The sequence below is a fragment of the Thermosynechococcus sp. HY596 genome (assembly GCF_030518715.1).
Classification (GTDB): Bacteria; Cyanobacteriota; Cyanobacteriia; order Thermosynechococcales; family Thermosynechococcaceae; genus Thermosynechococcus.
In genome coordinates, this window is the sequence record NZ_CP130346.1 from 1,150,443 (window position 1) to 1,168,179 (window position 17,737).

General features: G+C 52.4%; 15 protein-coding genes. 8 read left to right on the plus strand and 7 right to left on the minus strand.

Going from position 1 to position 17,737, the window contains the following annotated elements:
• Positions 1-6: 6 nt before the first annotated feature.
• From QYC28_RS05835 to accD, 3 genes are all read right to left on the minus strand, one after another.
• A complete protein-coding gene (locus tag QYC28_RS05835) occupies positions 7-4,269 on the minus strand; it encodes a CHAT domain-containing protein (protein ID WP_149819028.1) in 4,263 nt (1,420 codons plus the stop codon).
• A 112-nt stretch (positions 4,270-4,381) separates the two neighbouring features.
• The gene (locus QYC28_RS05845; protein ID WP_302679999.1) at positions 4,382-6,241 is read right to left on the minus strand and encodes a serine/threonine phosphatase; all 1,860 of its coding nucleotides are present in this window, start codon (positions 6,239-6,241) and stop codon (positions 4,382-4,384) included.
• A gap of 119 nt (positions 6,242-6,360) precedes the next feature.
• The gene (gene accD, locus QYC28_RS05850; protein WP_206200021.1) at positions 6,361-7,284 is read right to left on the minus strand and encodes an acetyl-CoA carboxylase, carboxyltransferase subunit beta; all 924 of its coding nucleotides are present in this window, start codon (positions 7,282-7,284) and stop codon (positions 6,361-6,363) included.
• Between the two features lie 235 nt (positions 7,285-7,519).
• Between accD and rseP the strand changes: the two genes are divergently transcribed.
• The 5 genes from rseP (at position 7,520) to QYC28_RS05875 (ending at position 12,053) form a co-directional block, all read left to right on the plus strand.
• Positions 7,520-8,626, plus strand: coding sequence for an RIP metalloprotease RseP (gene rseP / locus QYC28_RS05855; RefSeq protein ID WP_286627016.1), 1,107 nt, complete (start codon positions 7,520-7,522; stop codon positions 8,624-8,626).
• Positions 8,627-8,634: 8 nt separating this feature from the next.
• A complete protein-coding gene (gene nth / locus QYC28_RS05860; RefSeq protein WP_149819035.1) occupies positions 8,635-9,303 on the plus strand; it encodes an endonuclease III in 669 nt (222 codons plus the stop codon).
• Between the two features lie 10 nt (positions 9,304-9,313).
• Positions 9,314-9,943, plus strand: a complete 630-nt coding sequence (locus QYC28_RS05865) for a Uma2 family endonuclease (RefSeq protein WP_302680000.1) — start codon at positions 9,314-9,316, stop codon at positions 9,941-9,943.
• A complete protein-coding gene (gloB, locus tag QYC28_RS05870; RefSeq protein ID WP_302680059.1) occupies positions 9,940-10,698 on the plus strand; it encodes a hydroxyacylglutathione hydrolase in 759 nt (252 codons plus the stop codon). Before QYC28_RS05865 ends, gloB begins: the two co-directional genes overlap by 4 nt.
• A 62-nt stretch (positions 10,699-10,760) precedes the next feature.
• Positions 10,761-12,053, plus strand: coding sequence for a hypothetical protein (locus tag QYC28_RS05875; RefSeq protein ID WP_302680001.1), 1,293 nt, complete (start codon positions 10,761-10,763; stop codon positions 12,051-12,053).
• Here QYC28_RS05875 and QYC28_RS05880 read toward each other — a convergent pair.
• Genes QYC28_RS05880 through QYC28_RS05895 form a run of 4 tightly spaced genes read right to left on the minus strand, consistent with a single transcriptional unit; the run spans position 12,050 to position 15,649 of the window.
• Positions 12,050-13,618: a serine protease gene (locus QYC28_RS05880; protein ID WP_190278256.1), complete on the minus strand. Its 1,569-nt coding sequence runs from the start codon at positions 13,616-13,618 to the stop codon at positions 12,050-12,052. The two genes, QYC28_RS05875 and QYC28_RS05880, sit on opposite strands and share 4 nt — an antisense overlap.
• 53 nt (positions 13,619-13,671) lie before the next feature.
• Entirely contained in the window at positions 13,672-14,553 is an 882-nt protein-coding gene (locus tag QYC28_RS05885) for a 3'(2'),5'-bisphosphate nucleotidase CysQ (RefSeq protein ID WP_286627022.1), read from the minus strand.
• On the minus strand, positions 14,550-15,083 hold the full coding sequence (locus QYC28_RS05890) for a GIY-YIG nuclease family protein (protein ID WP_302680002.1): 534 nt from the start codon (positions 15,081-15,083) through the stop codon (positions 14,550-14,552). The genes QYC28_RS05885 and QYC28_RS05890 overlap by 4 nt, the downstream gene beginning before the upstream one ends.
• Positions 15,080-15,649 carry a HAMP domain-containing protein gene (locus QYC28_RS05895; RefSeq protein WP_149819044.1) on the minus strand — a complete coding sequence of 190 codons (570 nt, stop codon included), beginning with the start codon at positions 15,647-15,649 and terminating at the stop codon, positions 15,080-15,082. Before QYC28_RS05895 ends, QYC28_RS05890 begins: the two co-directional genes overlap by 4 nt.
• A 78-nt stretch (positions 15,650-15,727) precedes the next feature.
• On the opposite strand from QYC28_RS05895, the gene rodA reads away from it, so the two are divergent.
• From rodA to ybeY, 3 genes are read left to right on the plus strand one after another with little or no spacing between them, the layout of a single operon-like run.
• Positions 15,728-17,002: a rod shape-determining protein RodA gene (gene rodA / locus QYC28_RS05900; RefSeq protein WP_286627028.1), complete on the plus strand. Its 1,275-nt coding sequence runs from the start codon at positions 15,728-15,730 to the stop codon at positions 17,000-17,002.
• 54 nt (positions 17,003-17,056) lie between these two features.
• On the plus strand, positions 17,057-17,224 hold the full coding sequence (locus QYC28_RS05905; RefSeq protein ID WP_149819048.1) for a DUF3285 domain-containing protein: 168 nt from the start codon (positions 17,057-17,059) through the stop codon (positions 17,222-17,224).
• A gap of 20 nt (positions 17,225-17,244) precedes the next feature.
• The gene (ybeY, locus tag QYC28_RS05910) at positions 17,245-17,733 is read left to right on the plus strand and encodes an rRNA maturation RNase YbeY (protein WP_302680004.1); all 489 of its coding nucleotides are present in this window, start codon (positions 17,245-17,247) and stop codon (positions 17,731-17,733) included.
• Positions 17,734-17,737: the final 4 nt, after the last annotated feature.

Below are 17,737 nucleotides of genomic sequence, written 5' to 3' on the forward strand. Positions count from 1 at the left end.
TTATCCCTACCATGGAACCCCTACCATTGTAAAAGCAGCCCAGTAGTAGGGATGATCGAGGGAACGACGACCAGCCCCTTGGGTAACTTCTGGGGGTAACGGGATGCGGCCACGAATTGTTTGCAGTTCATTGTCTTGGATGCGAATATTGCCGCGCAGCATCGCTAGCTGCGCTTGCCGTAGCGCCTCGGCCTTAATGGGTACCGTATTTAACAAATCGTAGAAAGTAGTCATCAGCGCCAACGTCCCCTCATCGCTGACATACCACAAACTGGCCAGCACCGACTTCGCCCCCGCCTGTACCGCCAGACCCGCAAACCCCAGTTCTGCATCCAAATCTCCAACCGCCGTGCGGCAGGCACTGAGGGTCAAAAATTCTGCTTGGGGACGGTTAAGCTGTAAGCCTTGGAACTGCAAAAGATTCAATCGCCCATCCCTAAAAGCAATGTAGGAATTTTCTGCAGCTCCTGGTTGAAACTCAGCGTGAGTGGCCAAATGGATTACAGGGTAGAGTCCTTGACGGCGCTGTTGTCTAAAATTGGCAATTGTAAAGGCCTCATTGAGAAAGGCTTGACCTCCTCCTAGGTTTTTAACAATCTGCGCCACCTCTAGGGGCGCCATCGGCAAGGGGGACTGATCCGGGAATTCCGATGCCCCCATTGCCAAGATGGGTTCCTGTTGAATACTGCGGTAGCGAATATCCATGAGCCTTATACTGGGAACCAGTGCCGTGCTAAATTGCTCTACAAGAAAGTTTTGACCATCATGGAGCGCTGCCAAGGGAATGCTACGCATACCACTGTCTAGAACAAAGACCAGTGTGTCAATGCCCTGGGCATTCAATTTAGCACGCAAAGGGTCAATCAACCATTGGTAAAGCTGTTGTGCCGCCGGTAGGTAAGTACGGGTATTGATCAGGCGTGGATCACGCACCCTGTTAATAAAAGTATCCACTGTTTTTAATAACTGTTGACGCCCCACTCCCTGCAGCGGTGTATAAAGCGGCCTCCCCTCTGGGGTAACCGAGATGAGATCAAATTGGTCAGGCCGGGCTAGGGTGTAAATGACAGCTGGCTTTTTACCTGTTTGCTTGGCAATTTCATTGAGGGCTGCCTGCAAATCCTCAAGGGAGAAATCCTGCCTATCACAGGTACGTTCTAGATAACTGCTAACTTCTAGACAGCCCCGTAGATCGAGTAACGCCAGTGCACCTTCAATGTTATTGCTAGCTAGGGCAGTCTCGATATCTCTAGTTAAGAGAATTTCAGGGGGAACGCTGGGTACTTTAAGGGGGTCTGGGATGACTGGTGTAGGGGGTTCTAATAGTGGATTGGCTTCTTCAGGAGAAATCAAGCTGCTATCGACAACATTTTGACCTGTATTTTCAAAACGAATATTTCCGACCTCCACAAGACCTGAAAGCGTTGTGGGTACAGGAATAATCGATCCCTCGGCTTGAATTGCCCCTGCAGTTCCATTCCTTTCGGAATTGCCCACTAAAAATGGAGTAGCATTGTTGATAAAGATATTCACTGAGTCACCCCATACCGTGGTAGGCACACCATTGAAAACAAACGTACCCAAGCCACGCAGTGAATTTTGCGCATAAATATCAACACTGCCCGCCCCAGCCTTAATCCAGTTGAAAACTAGATTGCCTCCCCTTAGGTTGACATCCCCACCACCAGTCGTCAAATGACCCAGCGTTAAGTTGCCGCTGGGTATTGTCTGGAGATTAGTGAATAGATCAGGCAGTGTTAAATCATCATCCGGAATTGGATCAATCGTACCTCTAGAGGTTGGAATAGGGAAATCACCAGTCCAAGCTAAGAAGTTACCACCGTTGGTGAAGATATCACCCGTCGTAATCGTAGGCGCAAACAGTGTAACATTGCCACCACTGCCAGCTGTATTGATATTACCTGTTGTTAAAGCACCCCTGTAGGCAACAGCAGCCAAATCACCCCCGCGAGTCGTGATATTACCAGTTGTTATGTCAGTTATGGAATCAAGATAAACAAAACCACCGTTGCTGTTGATATTGCCAGTTGAAATACCCCCGCTTCCTGAAAAGACTGCGATCGCTCCGCCTGCACTGATTAGGTTGCCGAGAGTGATGTCATTAAAAGCAACTACGCCGATAGTACCACTACTTTGAGTTACTTGCAAATTACCAGCAGTAATCTTAAGTACAGAGTCTAGACTAATATCTGAACTAGTGGTGACATTGTTCAACTGAATATTACCAAGAGCATTGATGCTTAGACTTGCAGTGTTGACTGTTCCTGAAACTGCGGTTTGACCTGTTGAGTCAATATTCAAAGAATGATTGCCATTGATATTGCCATTGAATGTAATATTTTTCCCTGAAAAGCTCGTTGAGTTTAGTAGAGTTGTGTTACCACTGAATTGGATACTGCCTGCAGATGCATTAACTAAACCTCCAAGGGAAATCGTACCCCCACTACTCTGTAGATTAATACTTCCACCTGATGTACTGAGAACATTGCCACTAGAAGGAAGGAAGATATTGCCACTAGCTTGGAGGGTGATATTGGCGCCATTAGTTTGTATGGGAGCATTGGCACTAATGTTTGCTGCACTGATATTAATTGGATTATTGAAGGATGATTGATTTTGAATCACTCCCTGTGCTTGTAATACCAAGCTCCCCTGAAGCGAGATGGGGTAGCCGATGATGATATCATTATCAGCCTGTAGCGTGAGTGAGTTTGTCGAGCTGCTGGAAATTGAGGTTTCTACATAGATATTCCCAGTAGAATTTGCAGTACTGTCTGTTGTTATCACAACGTTTGTGGACTTGAGTGCTGATAACAGCGTTCCTATAGTTAACACAGAAACTGAAGGAAAGTTTGATAATGCTTTAAAGGGCGAAGAGGAAGTAATGTTCAAATCATACATGCTATTACTGATATATATGTCTGTTGGATCAAGTAATAATGTTCCTGTGTTGCCATTTAGGGCAGTGGTATCGACTCTGCCTTGAAAATCCAGAAACTGTTTGCTGGAAACTTCGACAAAGCCGCCATCTCCCCCAAGGGCACCGCCACGGCTACTGATCTGGCCATAAAAACGCGTGTTGTGCTCTGCCCAATTGATAATTGTGCCGCCGTTACCCTGATGGGTGGCATCAGCATTCAAAAGAGTACCGGCATTAACAAAAAGGTTTTGTGCATTGAAGCTACTGCCCAGCCGGCCGGTTCCTGTTGTTCCCCCTAGGTAGTCACCACCAATGAGAATTGTGCCGCCCCCTGTATTACCCGCAGCATTCAGTTGAGCATTAATCAGAGCAATATTACTGCCTTGGCCAGCAATGGTGATTTTACCCCCGGCGCCAGTGGTATGACTCACATCTATCGTGCCGCCAATGACTGCTGTATTTGTGGTTAGGGGAATCTTGGTACTGTCGTGAACTAAATGAATCGTGCCATCTGGATTTTGAATCACGCTATTGACGGCAGGATAGCCATTACCCCCTGTGAGTAACGTCGGGAGATCAATTGGCTGAATAATGCCTGCGGCGGGCAATCGCTCTTTGGGAATCTCTAGACTGAGGAGCATGCCCTCTTGGGAAATGCGCACCAGACCTGATTCAGGTACCGCCACAACATTGACCGTGCCCCCCGTTGCGCCAAGGGTACCTGTATTGATCACCTGATGCGCCATCAGGGTCAGGGATTGACCGTCATTAACCCTAAGATTGCCTTCATTAATTAGGATGCCTCTATTGGCAAATTCAAAGCCAATCGGGGAGCCATTGAGTTGGCTGTAGGTGTTTGAACCATTGAGATCAAAGAGGCCATTGCCAAAGTGAACGCGCTGGGCTGTCGAGGCATGGAATGCCGCTGGTAGATTCAACTGCGCATTCGGACCAAAAACAATACCTGCAGGATTCAGGAGGTAGAGATGACTGTTTCCGCCTGTAACTTGCAGCACGCCGTTGATATAACTAGCACTGCCACCATTGACGCCAGCAAGAATGTTGCGAATTTGCGGGGTAGAAAGAAAGTTGGCGATTTGCCCCTGCTGGACATTGAAATCACGAAACAGGTGAAAAAGGTTTTGGCCATCGGCAGAACGTTGTCCGCCACCAATGTTGAACTGATGGTTGACGGTTTCTACGGTGGTGCCAGTGGCATTGGGAGCGGGGGTAATTTCAGCAAGGGCGGGTGTACCAAGAAAAGAGGTCAAGCTAGTCAGGATCACCCAGCTGTAGGGCAACACTTTTGTTAAGCATTGAGAATTCATATGACGTTATGTAAAAAAAACTTGCTAATGAGGATAGTTTTATCCTCAGGGACTATTTTAAGTGCAATCAAGGCAATGTGCCACTTGGCAAAGTGTCTGGTGCGGGTACTGTCTAAAATAGGGCATTAAGAACAGAGCGCAATTTGAAGCGGAGGGCGATCGCCGTCAAGTTATCGTGGCCATTGACTTGATTCCCCATATCAATCAATTTATGGAGCGACTGACTGAGGGGGATACTAAAGTCGAGCATCGGGACTAAGTGGCTAATGATATGGGTTTCAAGGCAGCGATTATCGGACAGACCATCGGAGCAAAGTAAAACCAAGGTATCTTCTTCGATGTCTAGGTCGATGACTTCTGGGTAGATGGCCTCATTGTTGCGAGGGCCGAGGGCTTGGGTGAGTTGGTAGGCATCGGGGCGGCCATAGGCAATTTCCGGCTCGACCCCCTGTTGGATAAGACGTTGACCGACTTCGTGATCAATGGTGAGTTGTTGCAGTCCTTGACGTTTGGTAAAGCGGTAAATGCGACTATCACCGACATGGCCAAGGCGTAGGTGGTAGTTATGCACTAGAGCCATGACCAGCGTTGTCCCCATGCGGCCACTGCCGGTTTTCCCTTTTTGATCATTAGTGGCAAAAATGACTTCATTGGCACGGTAAATGGCCTTGCGAACCTCTTCAGCGCTAGGGAGTTCTCCCTGCCACGGCCATGTCTGTTCAAAGTATTCGTGAATAGTTTTAGTGGCAAGGGAACTGGCAATTTCACCTTCTGCATGCCCCCCCATGCCGTCACAGAGCACGTAAAGTCCCTGAACATCCAACTGCTGCCCTTGGGGGGTGAGACGCACTTGCTGCCGATGATCAATCAGGTAAAAATCCTCGTTGTGGTGGCGATCGCGCCCGGTGTCTGTCTGGGCAGCAACATCCACTTGAACCAGTTGCCGCGGTAAGAGGACAGTGGGTGCATCCTCAATAGCGGTATGATCCTCTTCTGGTGATTCTGATGAGAGGGTGATGTCTGGCAGTTCATTAATCAAGTCACCCGTACTTTCACCTGTCTCCTCCTCAAAGTCTGGCAGAGGTTCATTGCGCAGGGTGGAGGCGAGAGAGTCGAGCAACATCTGAATTTCTGAGATTTTCTCCAGAGGAGCCGTGCTCAAGGAGACCAAGAGCGGCATAAAAACGGCTTGACGACGACTAGAGGCATGGCGAAATAACTCTTCCCAAACAGTAACGAGGCTGGGGGGTGGCGTGGGTCGCTCAAAGGTTTTCACTAAGGGCAAGGTGAAGTCCAGTTGATGCAGCCGCAATTGATCGTCAGGGTTGACGGCTAAATTCCTAACTGTGAGCAAGGAATAATGGCAGTGCCACGGTTCTAGAGTCTTCCACAGCTCAATCATGTCCTCTAGGTACTGAAAAATTTGCCCATCGGAAATGTTGTCGTCTTGCCAGACATCTTGCAGAGGGCGCGCTGTGTGATTGTAGTCGAGAATAATGCCGTGGCAGTAGTTGGCCGGTAAGTTGCTTGTGGAAACGGTATCTAGCCACGCATCGTGAATGGCTGGAATGGTTTCGGGATAGACAAGGTGCAAGGCAAGGTAGGCGATCGCCACCGCACTGAGGTCAGGGTATTGAGCTTGCAAATGGGGAATGACCACACTGGGGTCGAGAATGTTTAACCCCTGTGCCCAATCCTGAGCCGTTTCGCGGAGGGCTTCTAAGAGCGTCGGTTTCTCAGGCTGTAGATCCTGCACCAGTTGGGGCAAATCACAGGCGTAACGGTGATCCCAGCGTTGGTAGCGGTGCTGGGGGTCAAAAAAGACAGCGGCATTGGGAGGATTGGTGTCCTGCTCAAACACAGTTCCCTCAGAGTTACGGTTGGGGACAGCCAAAATGGGGTGATCGGTATAGGCAGGATAGAGAACGCCCCACCAAAGTTTGAGGTTTTGATCAGTTTGAGCGGTAGGCATTAGAGCAGGTGAGCCAGCAAAGACAGCACAGTGACGACCACCCCTTGCGGTGTGGGAGCGGTATCCCCTATTGTATAGCGATCGCCCTAGGACAACCCTTGATCTGGGGGTTGCTGCTGTTATTCCTCAGCCATTGCCATCACAGGAAATGATTTGGGCAGCAGGGTCGAGGAAACATGACGCGTCACCGGTTGATGTAAACGAATTAACTGTGCCAAAGTTGACTTCAGGTGAGTCCGCGGCACAATCACATCCACAAAGCCGCATTTCTGGACAAATTCGGCGGTTTGGAAGTCATCGGGAAGTTTTTCCCGCAGCGTTTGCTCAATAACCCGCCGCCCCGCAAAGGCGATCGTTGCTTTTGGCTCGGCAATAATAATATCCCCTAACATGGCAAAGCTAGCCGTCACGCCCCCAGCAGTGGGATGGGTCAAGACGGGGATATAAAGCAGACCTGCACTGCGATGCCGTTCGAGGGCAGCAGCCGTTTTCGCCATTTGCACCAAGCTGAGCATCCCTTCTTGCATGCGGGCACCGCCAGAGGCACAGACAATCACAAGGGGAATCTGCTCCCAAGTGGCCCGTTCAATCAGGCGGGTGATTTTCTCGCCGACCACGCTGCCCATGCTACCGCCCATGAAGGCAAAGTCCATCACCCCTAAGGCAACCGGCAGCCCCTCCAGTTGGCCGAGGCCGGTTTGTACGGCATCCTTGAGACCGGTTTTCTCTTGATACTCCCGCAGGCGATCGCTATAGGGCTTGCGATCCTTAAATTGCAAGGGGTCACAACTGACCAAATTTTCATCGAGGGGGCGCCATGTGTGGGGGTCAATCAGTTGTTGGATACGCTCACTACTGCTGACGCGATGGTGATGGCCGCACTCTGGGCACACCAGTTGATGGCTATGCAGATCTTTGCTGTAGATCATGACGCCACAGGCTTCGCACTTTGTCCAGAGACCATCAGCGATCTCCCGCTCTGGCTGCATGGGGGTCAAGGCGGTTTCTTTACGGCGATTTGCAAACCAATCAAATAAAGACATTGTAGAAAATTCCCTTTAACGTTGAGGTCTCAAATAGCACGTTTGTATGGGTCTCTCTCAGGAGCGTCCACTAAGAATAATTACTTATCATGCCACTTTGTTGCATTTTTGCAATATATCGCACAAGTTTGAGAAATTATGCAAGGGGCTGTGGCGAAATCACCGATCCAAGGGGAAGTTCGGTGTCACAATAAAAGGGAGTTAACAATTCGCAGCGTAGCACTGGGTTGAATCTATGTCCATGGTTGCAGTCGTGGTGGCGATCGCCATCTTGGGAATCTTGATTTTTGTCCATGAGTGGGGGCACTTTATCGCTGCCCGCAGCCAAGGCATTCATGTCAACCGCTTTTCTATTGGGTTTGGCCCGATCCTCTGGAAGTTTCAAGGCAAGGATACGGAGTACGCCCTGCGCCTGATTCCCCTAGGGGGCTATGTGGGATTCCCAGACGATGACCCCAATAGCAGCGTTCCCGCCAACGATCCCAATCTCCTGAGCAACCGGCCGATTTTGGATCGCGCCATTGTCATCAGCGCGGGGGTGATTGCCAACTTGGTCTTTGCCTATTTGCTACTGCTGGTGCAAGTGGGCGTCATGGGCATTAGTCAGGCCACCTACTATGAGGGTGTCCTCATTCCTGCCCTTGTCCCGGAAAGTAGCCTTGTGGCCACCAGAGCGGGCATTCAGCCGGGGGACTTGGTTTTAGCCGTGGATGGCCAACCCTTGGGTGCCGATGCCAATAGCTTACCAAACCTGATGCGAGCCATTCAGCAGCATCCGCAGCAACCCCTGACACTGACGATTCAACGTCAAGGGCACATCCAAGAGATTACCGTCACGCCAGAGGTGAGTGAGGATGGTCAAGCCCGGATTGGCGTTCAATTAGCCCCCCATGCCGACATTTACCGCGAACACACCTTAAACCCGATTAAATTAGTCACGGCGGCCGCGGCGGAGTTTCAGCGGGTGGTTGTGCTGACCCTAGAGGGGTTTCGCGAACTTTTCCAGCATTTTGATCAAGCGGCTCAACAGGTCTCAGGACCGGTGGCGATCGTAGCGATGGGCGCGGATATTGCCCGCTCCAATGCTGAACAGCTCTTTACCTTTACCGCCTTGATCAGTATTAACCTTGCAATTATCAATATTCTGCCCTTTCCAGCCCTTGACGGCGGTCAACTGCTCTTTTTACTGGTGGAAGCGCTGCGGGGTCGTCCCTTACCCAATCGCATTCAAGAGGGCGTCATGCAAACGGGGCTGGTGTTGCTCCTTGGACTGGGGATGTTCCTCATCGTGCGGGACACCGTGAACCTCACGGGCTTGGGCTGGGTACAGCAACTCTTTTAAGGGCTTCTATGGCGATTACCCGTCGTCTTGCGGCCAAGCAACAGCGAGCCTTGGAAATTCTCACCCGCCTCAAGCGCCTCTATCCGGATGCCACCTGTAGCCTCAACTTTGCCAATCCGCTGCAACTGCTGGTAGCCACAATTCTCTCTGCCCAATGCACGGATGAGCGGGTGAATCAAGTCACCCCGGCACTGTTTGCTCGCTATCGTGATGCCGAGGACTTTGCCATGGCTGATTTGGCTGAGCTAGAACAGTACATCAAGTCCACTGGTTTTTATCGCAATAAAGCCCGCCATATTCAAGGCGCCTGCCGCCGCATTGTCGAAGTCTATGGGGGTCAGGTGCCCAAGGTGATGGAAGATTTGCTTTCACTGCCGGGGGTAGCTCGCAAAACAGCCAATGTGGTTCTTGCCCATGGCTACGGCATTTTGGGGGGAGTGACGGTGGATACCCATGTCAAGCGGCTGAGTCGGCGGTTGGGGCTGACCCAAGAAACGGATCCCGTGAAAATTGAGCGGGACTTAATGCGCCTGATCCCCCAGCCCGATTGGGAAAACTGGTCAATTCGCTTGATTTACCATGGCCGCGCCGTTTGCCAAGCGCGCCAACCCCAGTGCGAAGGCTGTGAACTCATTGACTTGTGTGCCACAGGTAGGAAGCTGATACCAAAGTCATAGGGGATTTGCCATGAAAACCCTAACCACAACTACGGGCGAACAGCGTGTCACGCTCCACGGCCTCACTTGGCAGCAGTACCAACAGATTCTCAATGCTCTGCCGCAAACCCGTGCTGCCCACTTGATATTTGATTGTGGAACCCTTGAAATTACGATGCCCCTCGAAGAGCATGAGTTTGCCAGTGAGCTGATCGGTCTATTTTTGCGCATTCTGGTGGTGGAAACAGGACTGCGGCTGCGATCGCTGCGCTCAACAACCCTGTGGCGACCGGATCTGAAGCGAGGAGCAGAACCAGATAATGCCTATTACATCTACCATCAACCACAGGTGGCTGGCCGCAGCATTGATCTGAGCATTGATCCACCGCCTGATTTAGTGATTGAGGTGGACATGACCCATACCGATATCGATAAAAACCAGCTGTATGCGGCCTTGGGGGTACCGGAGCTATGGCGGTACAATGGTCGGGAATGGCAAATTTTCCAGTTGCGGGACGGATGCTATCAAGGGTGCGATCGCTCCCCTTTATTTCCATGGGTGCCCAAGGAATGCCTTTATCGCTTCTTGGCAGAGGCCAAAAGGGATGAGGTAGAGGCAGAGAAAAATTGGCGACGCTGGGTACAGGAACAACGGCCATGATGATTTATCGCCTCAATGCCCTTACAGATAACTACATTTTTTTGCTCCATGATCCGCAAACGGGGACAGCGGCAGTGGTGGATCCGGCAGAGCCAGAACCTGTTCTTGCCAAATTAGCGGAATTGGGAGCAACACTGACGGCGATCTTCAATACCCACCACCACTGGGATCATGTGGGTGCCAATCGTGCCCTGCGATCGCGCTTCCCCAATATCGAAGTCTATGGCAGCCGCGAAGATCAAGGCCGCATTCCAGAGCAAACGGTTTTTCTTAGTGCCGGCGATCGCGTGCCCTTTGGCGAACATGCTTTTGAGGTGCTGTTTGTTCCCGGCCATACCCGCGGTCACATTGCCTACTATGAGCCAGCAACGGGCGATCTGTTTTGCGGTGATACCCTCTTTGGCGGTGGCTGTGGTCGTCTTTTTGAGGGGACACCGGCACAGATGTTGGAGTCTTTGAATCGACTGCGGCAATTGCCGGAGCAAACGCGGGTCTGGTGCGCCCACGAATATACCCAAAAGAACCTCAGCTTTGCCCTGACAGTGGATGCCAATAATCCTGCCCTGCAAGAGCGCTATGCTCAAGTCTGTCGCGATCGCGCCCAAGGAAAAAGCACGATTCCCAGTACGATTGGCGTTGAAAAGGCAACGAATCCTTTTTTACGCTGTGAAGTCAGCACCATTCAAGCAGCAGTGGAGGCAACCACCCCCCTCCAAACCTTTACACGGTTGCGGGGTAAACGGGATCAATACTAGGTGCCTATTGAGCACATCAGAACGGTAATCTAGTTTTATATTCCTCTACCCCCAAAGCTGCGATGGCAGTTTCCTATCAGAGTCGCTTCTTGAGCTTTTGGCAACAGCAATGGCACCGTTGGCGGCAACACTGGCAACGCCAACTATGGCAAATTGAAAGCAGCCTCAGTGGCACGCTGCAGGTGATTGGCGCCATTCTGGCACAGGTTTGGCAGCGGGGACTCCCCCAACTCATGGGCAGCGTCTCTCGAATGCGTCAACGCCTCCTAGCGCAACCCACAGCGGCACCCCCTGCCGATGAAGCACTGCTAACTGTGATGTCTGCCCTCTCCCTGACGAAAGGGGAGGATGACTCTTGGGTGGTGGCGATCGCCCCCATTGCCCGCCCACTGACTTGGTGGCAGCGCTGGTTTCAACCCCCGTCCAAGACGTTACCACCACAGGATGCACCTTTGGCACAGCGGCAACCCTTTTACCTTGCCTGCGATCGCGCCGCAAAATCCCTATTGCTTGTGGATGAGGCTGCCCGTCCCTTGAAAATCTTCACCGCCACAGAACAGCGGCAAATTGAGCAACGCATTGCCTATGCCTTGGCAGTGTACTATCAGCACCTTCGGCAGTGGTATCGGCGACGGCATCACTGGCTCTGGGGTTGGCAGCAGCGATCGCTCAAAGCAGGCTCTAACCCACCGTCCTGTTTGGTGGGCAATTTTCTAGGGCAACTTCAGTTAACAGGTGCTAGTGAAGGGGATTTAGTCCTACCCACGGTGTCTCCCCTAACCGCTGCCCTCCGCTGGTTGCGATCGCGCCTTCCCTTCGGCCGCAAAAATACGCTGTCCCAAGGGCGGGTACAGGGGATTGCCACCCTTCTAGAAACCCAGCAGATGGTGCTCATCGGCACCGATAACGAGATTCTTTATACCCTCACCCCTGCCCAACAGGCGCAAGTTCTGGCTTGGATTGAACGCCATCTCAATCCCTTCAAGCTGCCCTTCCCAGACTGGCTGAGTCAACTCTCCTATTGGCTAGGGGGATTCCAACCCCCAGTGGTGGCAGCCGTAAATTCACCGCTATTGGCGGCTACGGATCCTTTGCCAGTCTTTTCTCCCGTGGAGACCCTTCTTAGCCTAGGCAGTCGCTCTGATTCCCTAGCCCATTCGCCACCCTCAGAAACTGCGGCCACCAGTGTCCCTCCAAATCCAGAGCAGTTAATTCTTGATGTGGATGCTGCCCTGATTGGCTATGAACTCCACTGGTTTGAACGGCTCCTGCTGTGGTGCGATCGCCTGTTTCTCTGGATTGAAGAACACCTGATTCGTTTGGGTCGTTGGCTCTTGCAGCAGTGGCAACGCTAGCGGTTCTCAATCTGACGAATTGCGTCCATCATTTCGTTGTAGGACTGCATATTCCCCTGTTGGCGATAGAGTTCAGCGGCTTGGCGCAGATCCGGTAGGCTCGCTTTGGAGTTCTGTTCAAGGAGATACGTTACACCCCGCACCGCAAAGGGGATGGGATCTTTGGGGGTGAGTTGCGTCAAGGCCGTCCAACTGGGGCGACTGAGGGCATAATCTCCCATGAGAAAAGCCGCAATTCCCCGCAGCAAATGATAGTCGGTGCTCTTGGGATTGGCGGCAATGAGACGATCAAACACGGGGATACTGCGGCGAAAATCGCCACTGAGAAACAGCGCCAAGGATTGAATCATCTGTAGATCGCTGTTGTTGGGACTGAGGGCAAGGGCGCGATCGCTATCCGCAACGGCAGTACCAAAGTTGCCGAGGAGCAAATTCAAAAAGCTACGGATGCCATAGGCTTCGGTGTACTGGGGATTGAGGGCGATCGCCTTGGCAATGTCCTGCTGAATCGTGCCGGGGCGTTCAGCCATATTGCGGACAAACGTATCCAGCATCGGGGTGGGCGGGTTGGGGGGAAAGGCATCCTTGAGAATAGGGTTACCTTGGGTCAGACGACTCAGGTACTTGGTTCCCAGTTCTTCACCGAGCTGATTAAAGTCTTGGTGAGGCACAAGGGCAAACATTTGCGCTACGGCCCGTCCCAGATAGGCTTCACTGTAGTTGGGATTGAGGGCGATCGCCTGGGTATAGTTGTCAATGGCGGCGGCAAAATTCTTGCGTTGGAAGTGCTCCTCAGCGGCGAGGAAATAGTCCGCTGCTTTCAGGGGGGTCGGGGCAGGCAGAACCGTGGTTTCCCGCGACGGTGTGGCCAAACTCAAGTAGGTATTGATGGGAATGCCGAGATTAAAGCCGCGTTTCACAAAGACAGTACTGGAGCCACTGCCCTCCTGCACAAGGGTAGAAGCAATATCGGCACTGCCATGAACCCCAATTAAACGGCCATTTTCATCGAGGACAGGGCCGCCACTCATCCCCGGCAAGGTGGGATTGCTATAGACCAAGGCATAGCCATCTTGAATCGGACGCGAGGCATTGGCCGTCAACCGCCCCTCGGTAAATTGATAAATGCCCCCCAGAACCGAGGCCTCCTGAGCAGGAAAACCAGCCACAAAAACGGGCATGCCCTCCACTGCCTCTACGGAGTTTCCCAGTGTGGCAAGGGTGTAATCGCGGTTGCTTTCAATTTCCAGCGTGGCCAGATCAACGCCGGGCAAGCGACGAATGGAATTGGGTCGCATGGCATAGCGCTGACCATCAACCGTTTTCACCGTGTACTGGCCGGCCTTTTCAACCACATGGTAGGCGGTGAGGATAACGTAGGTACTGCCCTTGCGCTGCAGTAGGATACCTGAGCCGTGGCTGTTGGCACCTTCAATGAGCACGGTGATATTTTTGGCAATGCGGGCAACTTCTGTAACGCTCACCCCTTGAGCCGGAAAAGGCTGAGCAATATGGACGGTGGCGATCGCCATTCCTACCAATGACCAACTGTGCCAGCGCCCCATCGGGATGCCTCCAAGCAGACTCTAGCCCCACGATAGCCTATTTCTCAGGGATTCTAGGTAGAGCCAAGGGACAGTTGAACGGCGGTAATCGCCTCCACCAAGGGCGATCGCAAGGCAGCGATATACTCTGGCCAGCCAATGAGAATTGGTTGCTGATGGGCAAGGGTCTGTCCCTGTAACCCCGTAGCATCAAAGCGCAAGGGATTTCCCTGCAAGTCGGTGCACACCAAACCTGCTGCCGTTGCTAAAGCCAAGGGGGCGGTGGTGTCCCAGAGCTTCACCCGCTGATTTAAGTAAAGGTAGAGTCCCGCCCGTCCCAAAATCACTTCAATCACCTTGAGGCCAAAACTGCCCAGAAAGCGAAATTCCACTTGGGGCAACACCTGATGAATTGCATCGCCGTAGGTGCGGTAGTCGCGATAGCCAATCATGATCGGGCAATGGTCTTCATTAGGAGAGGGCGGGCAAACGGGTAAGAGGGGGACAGGGGGGCCACCACTGCTCATCTGAAAGAGTCCCCAATCTTTACCGCCATAGTAGAGGTGATCCAGATTGGGAGCATAGATCCAACCCGCCACTGGACTGTAGTGCGCCAGCAGGCCCACCATGAGGGCGTAACCTTGGCGATGGTGAATCAGATCATCCGTGCCATCGAGGGGATCAATCAGCCAGTAGCGATTTTTCGGTTCTTGAAAGATCGCTTGGGAGTCAGCATTTTCTTCGCTGATGATGCCATCCTCAGGAAACCAAGCGCGAAATTTCTGACTTAGCAGCCGATCCAAGAAGCGATCAATACTGGTGGCAAAGTCTTGGCGTCCCTTTTCAATGACCTCAAAGGGTTGCTGTGCCAGTTGCCGTGCCCGCTGCCCCGCTTGGCGCAGAAGTTGATTGATCTGCCAGATTTGGCTAGAGGTCAGGGGGGGAGAAGTCATCATTTGAGGTCCAGCCGTCCACTTTCCTTCAGTTTGGCGTTAAAGACCAGCGGCTCCTGTAGCGATCGCTGCTTTAGCTGTTCCAGAATTGCTGCTTCAACCCGCCGCGCCACCTGTTTTAGCAGTTTCGGTTGCGTCAATGGATCGGCACTTGCCCATGCAGTGCGTTCGGCCTCGGTCATTTGCTCCCTGACATCAATGGCATTTTCCCACTGGGGGCGATCGCGATCGTTGCCGAGGGGGACGGTTCCCAATTCCGCTAGCCACTGTTGTTTTACAGCTTCTAGCCACGGGCGATCGGGACGTTCGATGGCGATCGCCTTATAGCCACGACACTGCTGGGGACAACGCACAAGGTGTTGCAGCAAACTCAGTCGCATATCCCGCGAATAGCCAATATACTGTACGCTGCCAGTGGCATCAAAAATGGCATAGAGACCGATCGCCCCCTTAAGATCCGGTGCTACCCGGCCTGCATCATCAATGTAGGGATGGAAGGGCAATTCAGCCAAAGTCGGCGCAGGAAAGCTCATGTTGGCAGGGGTGGCTCATCTTTGCGTGCTTCACCCTCAGTATGCCCTATCTGTGGATGTGTGGCAGGAGTGGGAGATTTGGTATGGGCCCGTTGGCGCAATTGTTGTGCCCGTTGGTGCAGTTTTTGAAAGTAGTCGGTGCTGGTAATTTCGGCAACGGATTTCTTTCGCTTTTCTTGGTCAATTTCGATTTTTAGTTCACTCAGTTCCTCCTCCAGTTGATCTTGGCGCTGCTCTACCGCCTGTGCCATGTCCAAAAAGACTTGGGCAAGTTCTGCCATGTCATCACTCCCTTGAGCATAGTGCCTGAGAACTCTGGGATCAAGCTGGTTAAACTGATCATGCTTGAGGGCGTGGGCAGCACTGACAAGGGTACGAATCGGCTTAGTAATCGAAGGAGCCACAATCAGGGAAATGAGAATGACCCCAACACAGACATTGCTTTCAGTTTGGTTGTAGAGCACCACCATCCCCATCGGTAATAGGGAAATCAGCAGCATCACCAGCAGCAGCCGCCCCGAAATTGACCACAAAAGCCTTGACCAACCCTGTTGCCACCGAAGCATAGATCCACTCAAGCTAGAATGGGAATCTTGATCAAACCACCACTGTTCCAGCCTAGTGCGAACGAAGGATATTGGGCGATGTTTTGGACAACTCGGCTATGGCAACGCCGCTGGTCTGCTTGGCTCCACCCTTGGCGGGGGATGGATTGGCTCCTTTTAATTGCCGTATGGCTGATTACGCTGTTGGGGGCAGTGGCGATTCACAGTGCCGAGCTGCACATTGGCGAAAAGGATGGCTTCCAACATCTGGCGATCGCGGGCGTGGGGACGATTTTGCTTTTCCTACTGGCACGGGTGCCGACATCGGTCTTTATCTCAGTCCATTGGTGGGTCTATGGTATCAGTTGTGCCCTTCTACTGGCTGTGAGCTTATTTGGTGTGGAAGCTAACGGTGCCCAAAGTTGGCTGCCCATTGCGGGCTTTAACCTCCAGCCTTCAGAATTTGCCAAAATCTCGATCATCCTCACCCAAGCTGCCCTTCTCCAGCGGGTGCCTGCCAATGGCCTCAGGGGTATTCTACGGGTGTTTGCGGCAACGGTCTTGCCCCTAGGGTTGATTTTATCCGAACCTGATTTGGGGACCTCCCTTGTCTTTGGCGCCATCACCTTGGGCATGCTCTATTGGGCCAATGCCCGTTTGGGCTGGATTGTGCTGATGCTCTCCCCGTTGGTGGCGGCCATTCTCTTTGCCCTACCGCTGCCCTATGCACTCAATCTGGTGCTGTGGTTCCTGTGGACATTAGGGATGGGGGTTGTGGCATGGCAAAACCTGCCCTTGGGGTGGATTGGGGCGATCGGCGGCATTGTTCTGAACCTTTCAGGGGCAGGACTGGGTCAATTGCTGTGGAGTGTTCTCAAGGACTACCAAAAAGACCGCCTCTTAATGTTTTTAGATCCCGATAAGGATCCCTTGGGGGCGGGCTATCACCTGATCCAATCCCGCATTGCCATTGGTGCGGGTGGACTGTGGGGGCGAGGGCTGTTTCACGGCACGCAGACACAATTGGGGTTTATCCCTGAGCAGCACACGGACTTTATTTTCTCCGCCATCGGTGAGGAATTAGGCTTTTTGGGGGGGCTGCTGGTTTTAGGACTGTTTTGGTTGATTGGCCTGCGGCTATTGCAAATTGCCAATAGCGCCCGCAATGATTTTGGCTCGCTCCTAGCCATTGGTCTCTTTGCAATGCTGATGTTCCAAGCGGTGGTCAATATCGGCATGACCATGAACCTATTTCCTGTGACGGGTATTCCCTTGCCCTTCCTCAGCTATGGCCGTTCTGCCCTTTTGGCAACCTATATTGGTTTGGGGCTAGTGCAATCGGTGGCCAATCATTGCCCGCGATCGCGCTACTGAAGTCAAGCACCCTTTGTTAAAATTCATGAAGATTGCCCATAGCAGTGAAATCCCATGAGCGAGTCCCCAGAACCCACGCCCTCCCCTGTCGAGCAGCCCAGTTATGTCAAATTGGCCATGCGGAACATGGTACGCAAGGGGGGCAAATCTCTGACCCATTTTGCCCTCACCAGTATCGGTCTGTTGGCGTTGTTGGTGGGCTTGTCCTACCTCACCCGCTAGTGAGAACACAGCAAAAACAAATGACGGTTACCGTCTATCTAGAACTTCACGATCCTTCCCTGAGCAATGAGGTGGCAGAACTTCCTTGGCAAGTGTGGTTTCGCACGTGGATTGCCATGGTTGAACCAAACCAAGGTAAGGCCTATGAGGTAACACTGCGTTTGACGACGGATGCTGAAATTCAGGTGCTTAATCATCAGTATCGCGATCGCGACACCCCTACGGATGTACTCGCCTTTGCCACCCGTGACTACGGGCTTCCTCTGCCCCCTGCAGAACCAGAGTACCTAGGGGACATTATTATTTCTGGCGACACCGCCCGAAAGCAAGCCAGAGAAGGGGGGTATTCTCTATCCATAGAAGTGACTTGGCTGGCTTGCCATGGCCTCCTCCATCTTTTGGGCTGGGATCATCCCGATGAGACGCAATTGGCGCGCATGCTTGCCCAGCAGGCTGAGTGTCTTAGGGCAGTGGGTCTTGCCCCTCCCTATTCTCCCGATGATCCATAGGAAC

Coding starts and splice junctions, on each gene's coding strand:
- QYC28_RS05885 (WP_286627022.1), bottom strand. CDS start 14,553: ATGATGACTTCTCCCCCCCTGACCTCTAGCCAAATCTGGCAGATCAAT.
- QYC28_RS05880 (WP_190278256.1), bottom strand. CDS start 13,618: ATGGGGCGCTGGCACAGTTGGTCATTGGTAGGAATGGCGATCGCCACC.
- nth (WP_149819035.1), top strand. CDS start 8,635: ATGGCGATTACCCGTCGTCTTGCGGCCAAGCAACAGCGAGCCTTGGAA.
- ybeY (WP_302680004.1), top strand. CDS start 17,245: ATGACGGTTACCGTCTATCTAGAACTTCACGATCCTTCCCTGAGCAAT.
- QYC28_RS05895 (WP_149819044.1), bottom strand. CDS start 15,649: ATGCTTCGGTGGCAACAGGGTTGGTCAAGGCTTTTGTGGTCAATTTCG.
- QYC28_RS05835 (WP_149819028.1), bottom strand. CDS start 4,269: ATGAATTCTCAATGCTTAACAAAAGTGTTGCCCTACAGCTGGGTGATC.
- QYC28_RS05875 (WP_302680001.1), top strand. CDS start 10,761: ATGGCAGTTTCCTATCAGAGTCGCTTCTTGAGCTTTTGGCAACAGCAA.
- gloB (WP_302680059.1), top strand. CDS start 9,940: ATGATGATTTATCGCCTCAATGCCCTTACAGATAACTACATTTTTTTG.
- QYC28_RS05845 (WP_302679999.1), bottom strand. CDS start 6,241: ATGCCTACCGCTCAAACTGATCAAAACCTCAAACTTTGGTGGGGCGTT.
- rodA (WP_286627028.1), top strand. CDS start 15,728: ATGTTTTGGACAACTCGGCTATGGCAACGCCGCTGGTCTGCTTGGCTC.
- QYC28_RS05905 (WP_149819048.1), top strand. CDS start 17,057: ATGAGCGAGTCCCCAGAACCCACGCCCTCCCCTGTCGAGCAGCCCAGT.
- accD (WP_206200021.1), bottom strand. CDS start 7,284: ATGTCTTTATTTGATTGGTTTGCAAATCGCCGTAAAGAAACCGCCTTG.
- QYC28_RS05865 (WP_302680000.1), top strand. CDS start 9,314: ATGAAAACCCTAACCACAACTACGGGCGAACAGCGTGTCACGCTCCAC.
- rseP (WP_286627016.1), top strand. CDS start 7,520: ATGTCCATGGTTGCAGTCGTGGTGGCGATCGCCATCTTGGGAATCTTG.
- QYC28_RS05890 (WP_302680002.1), bottom strand. CDS start 15,083: ATGAGCTTTCCTGCGCCGACTTTGGCTGAATTGCCCTTCCATCCCTAC.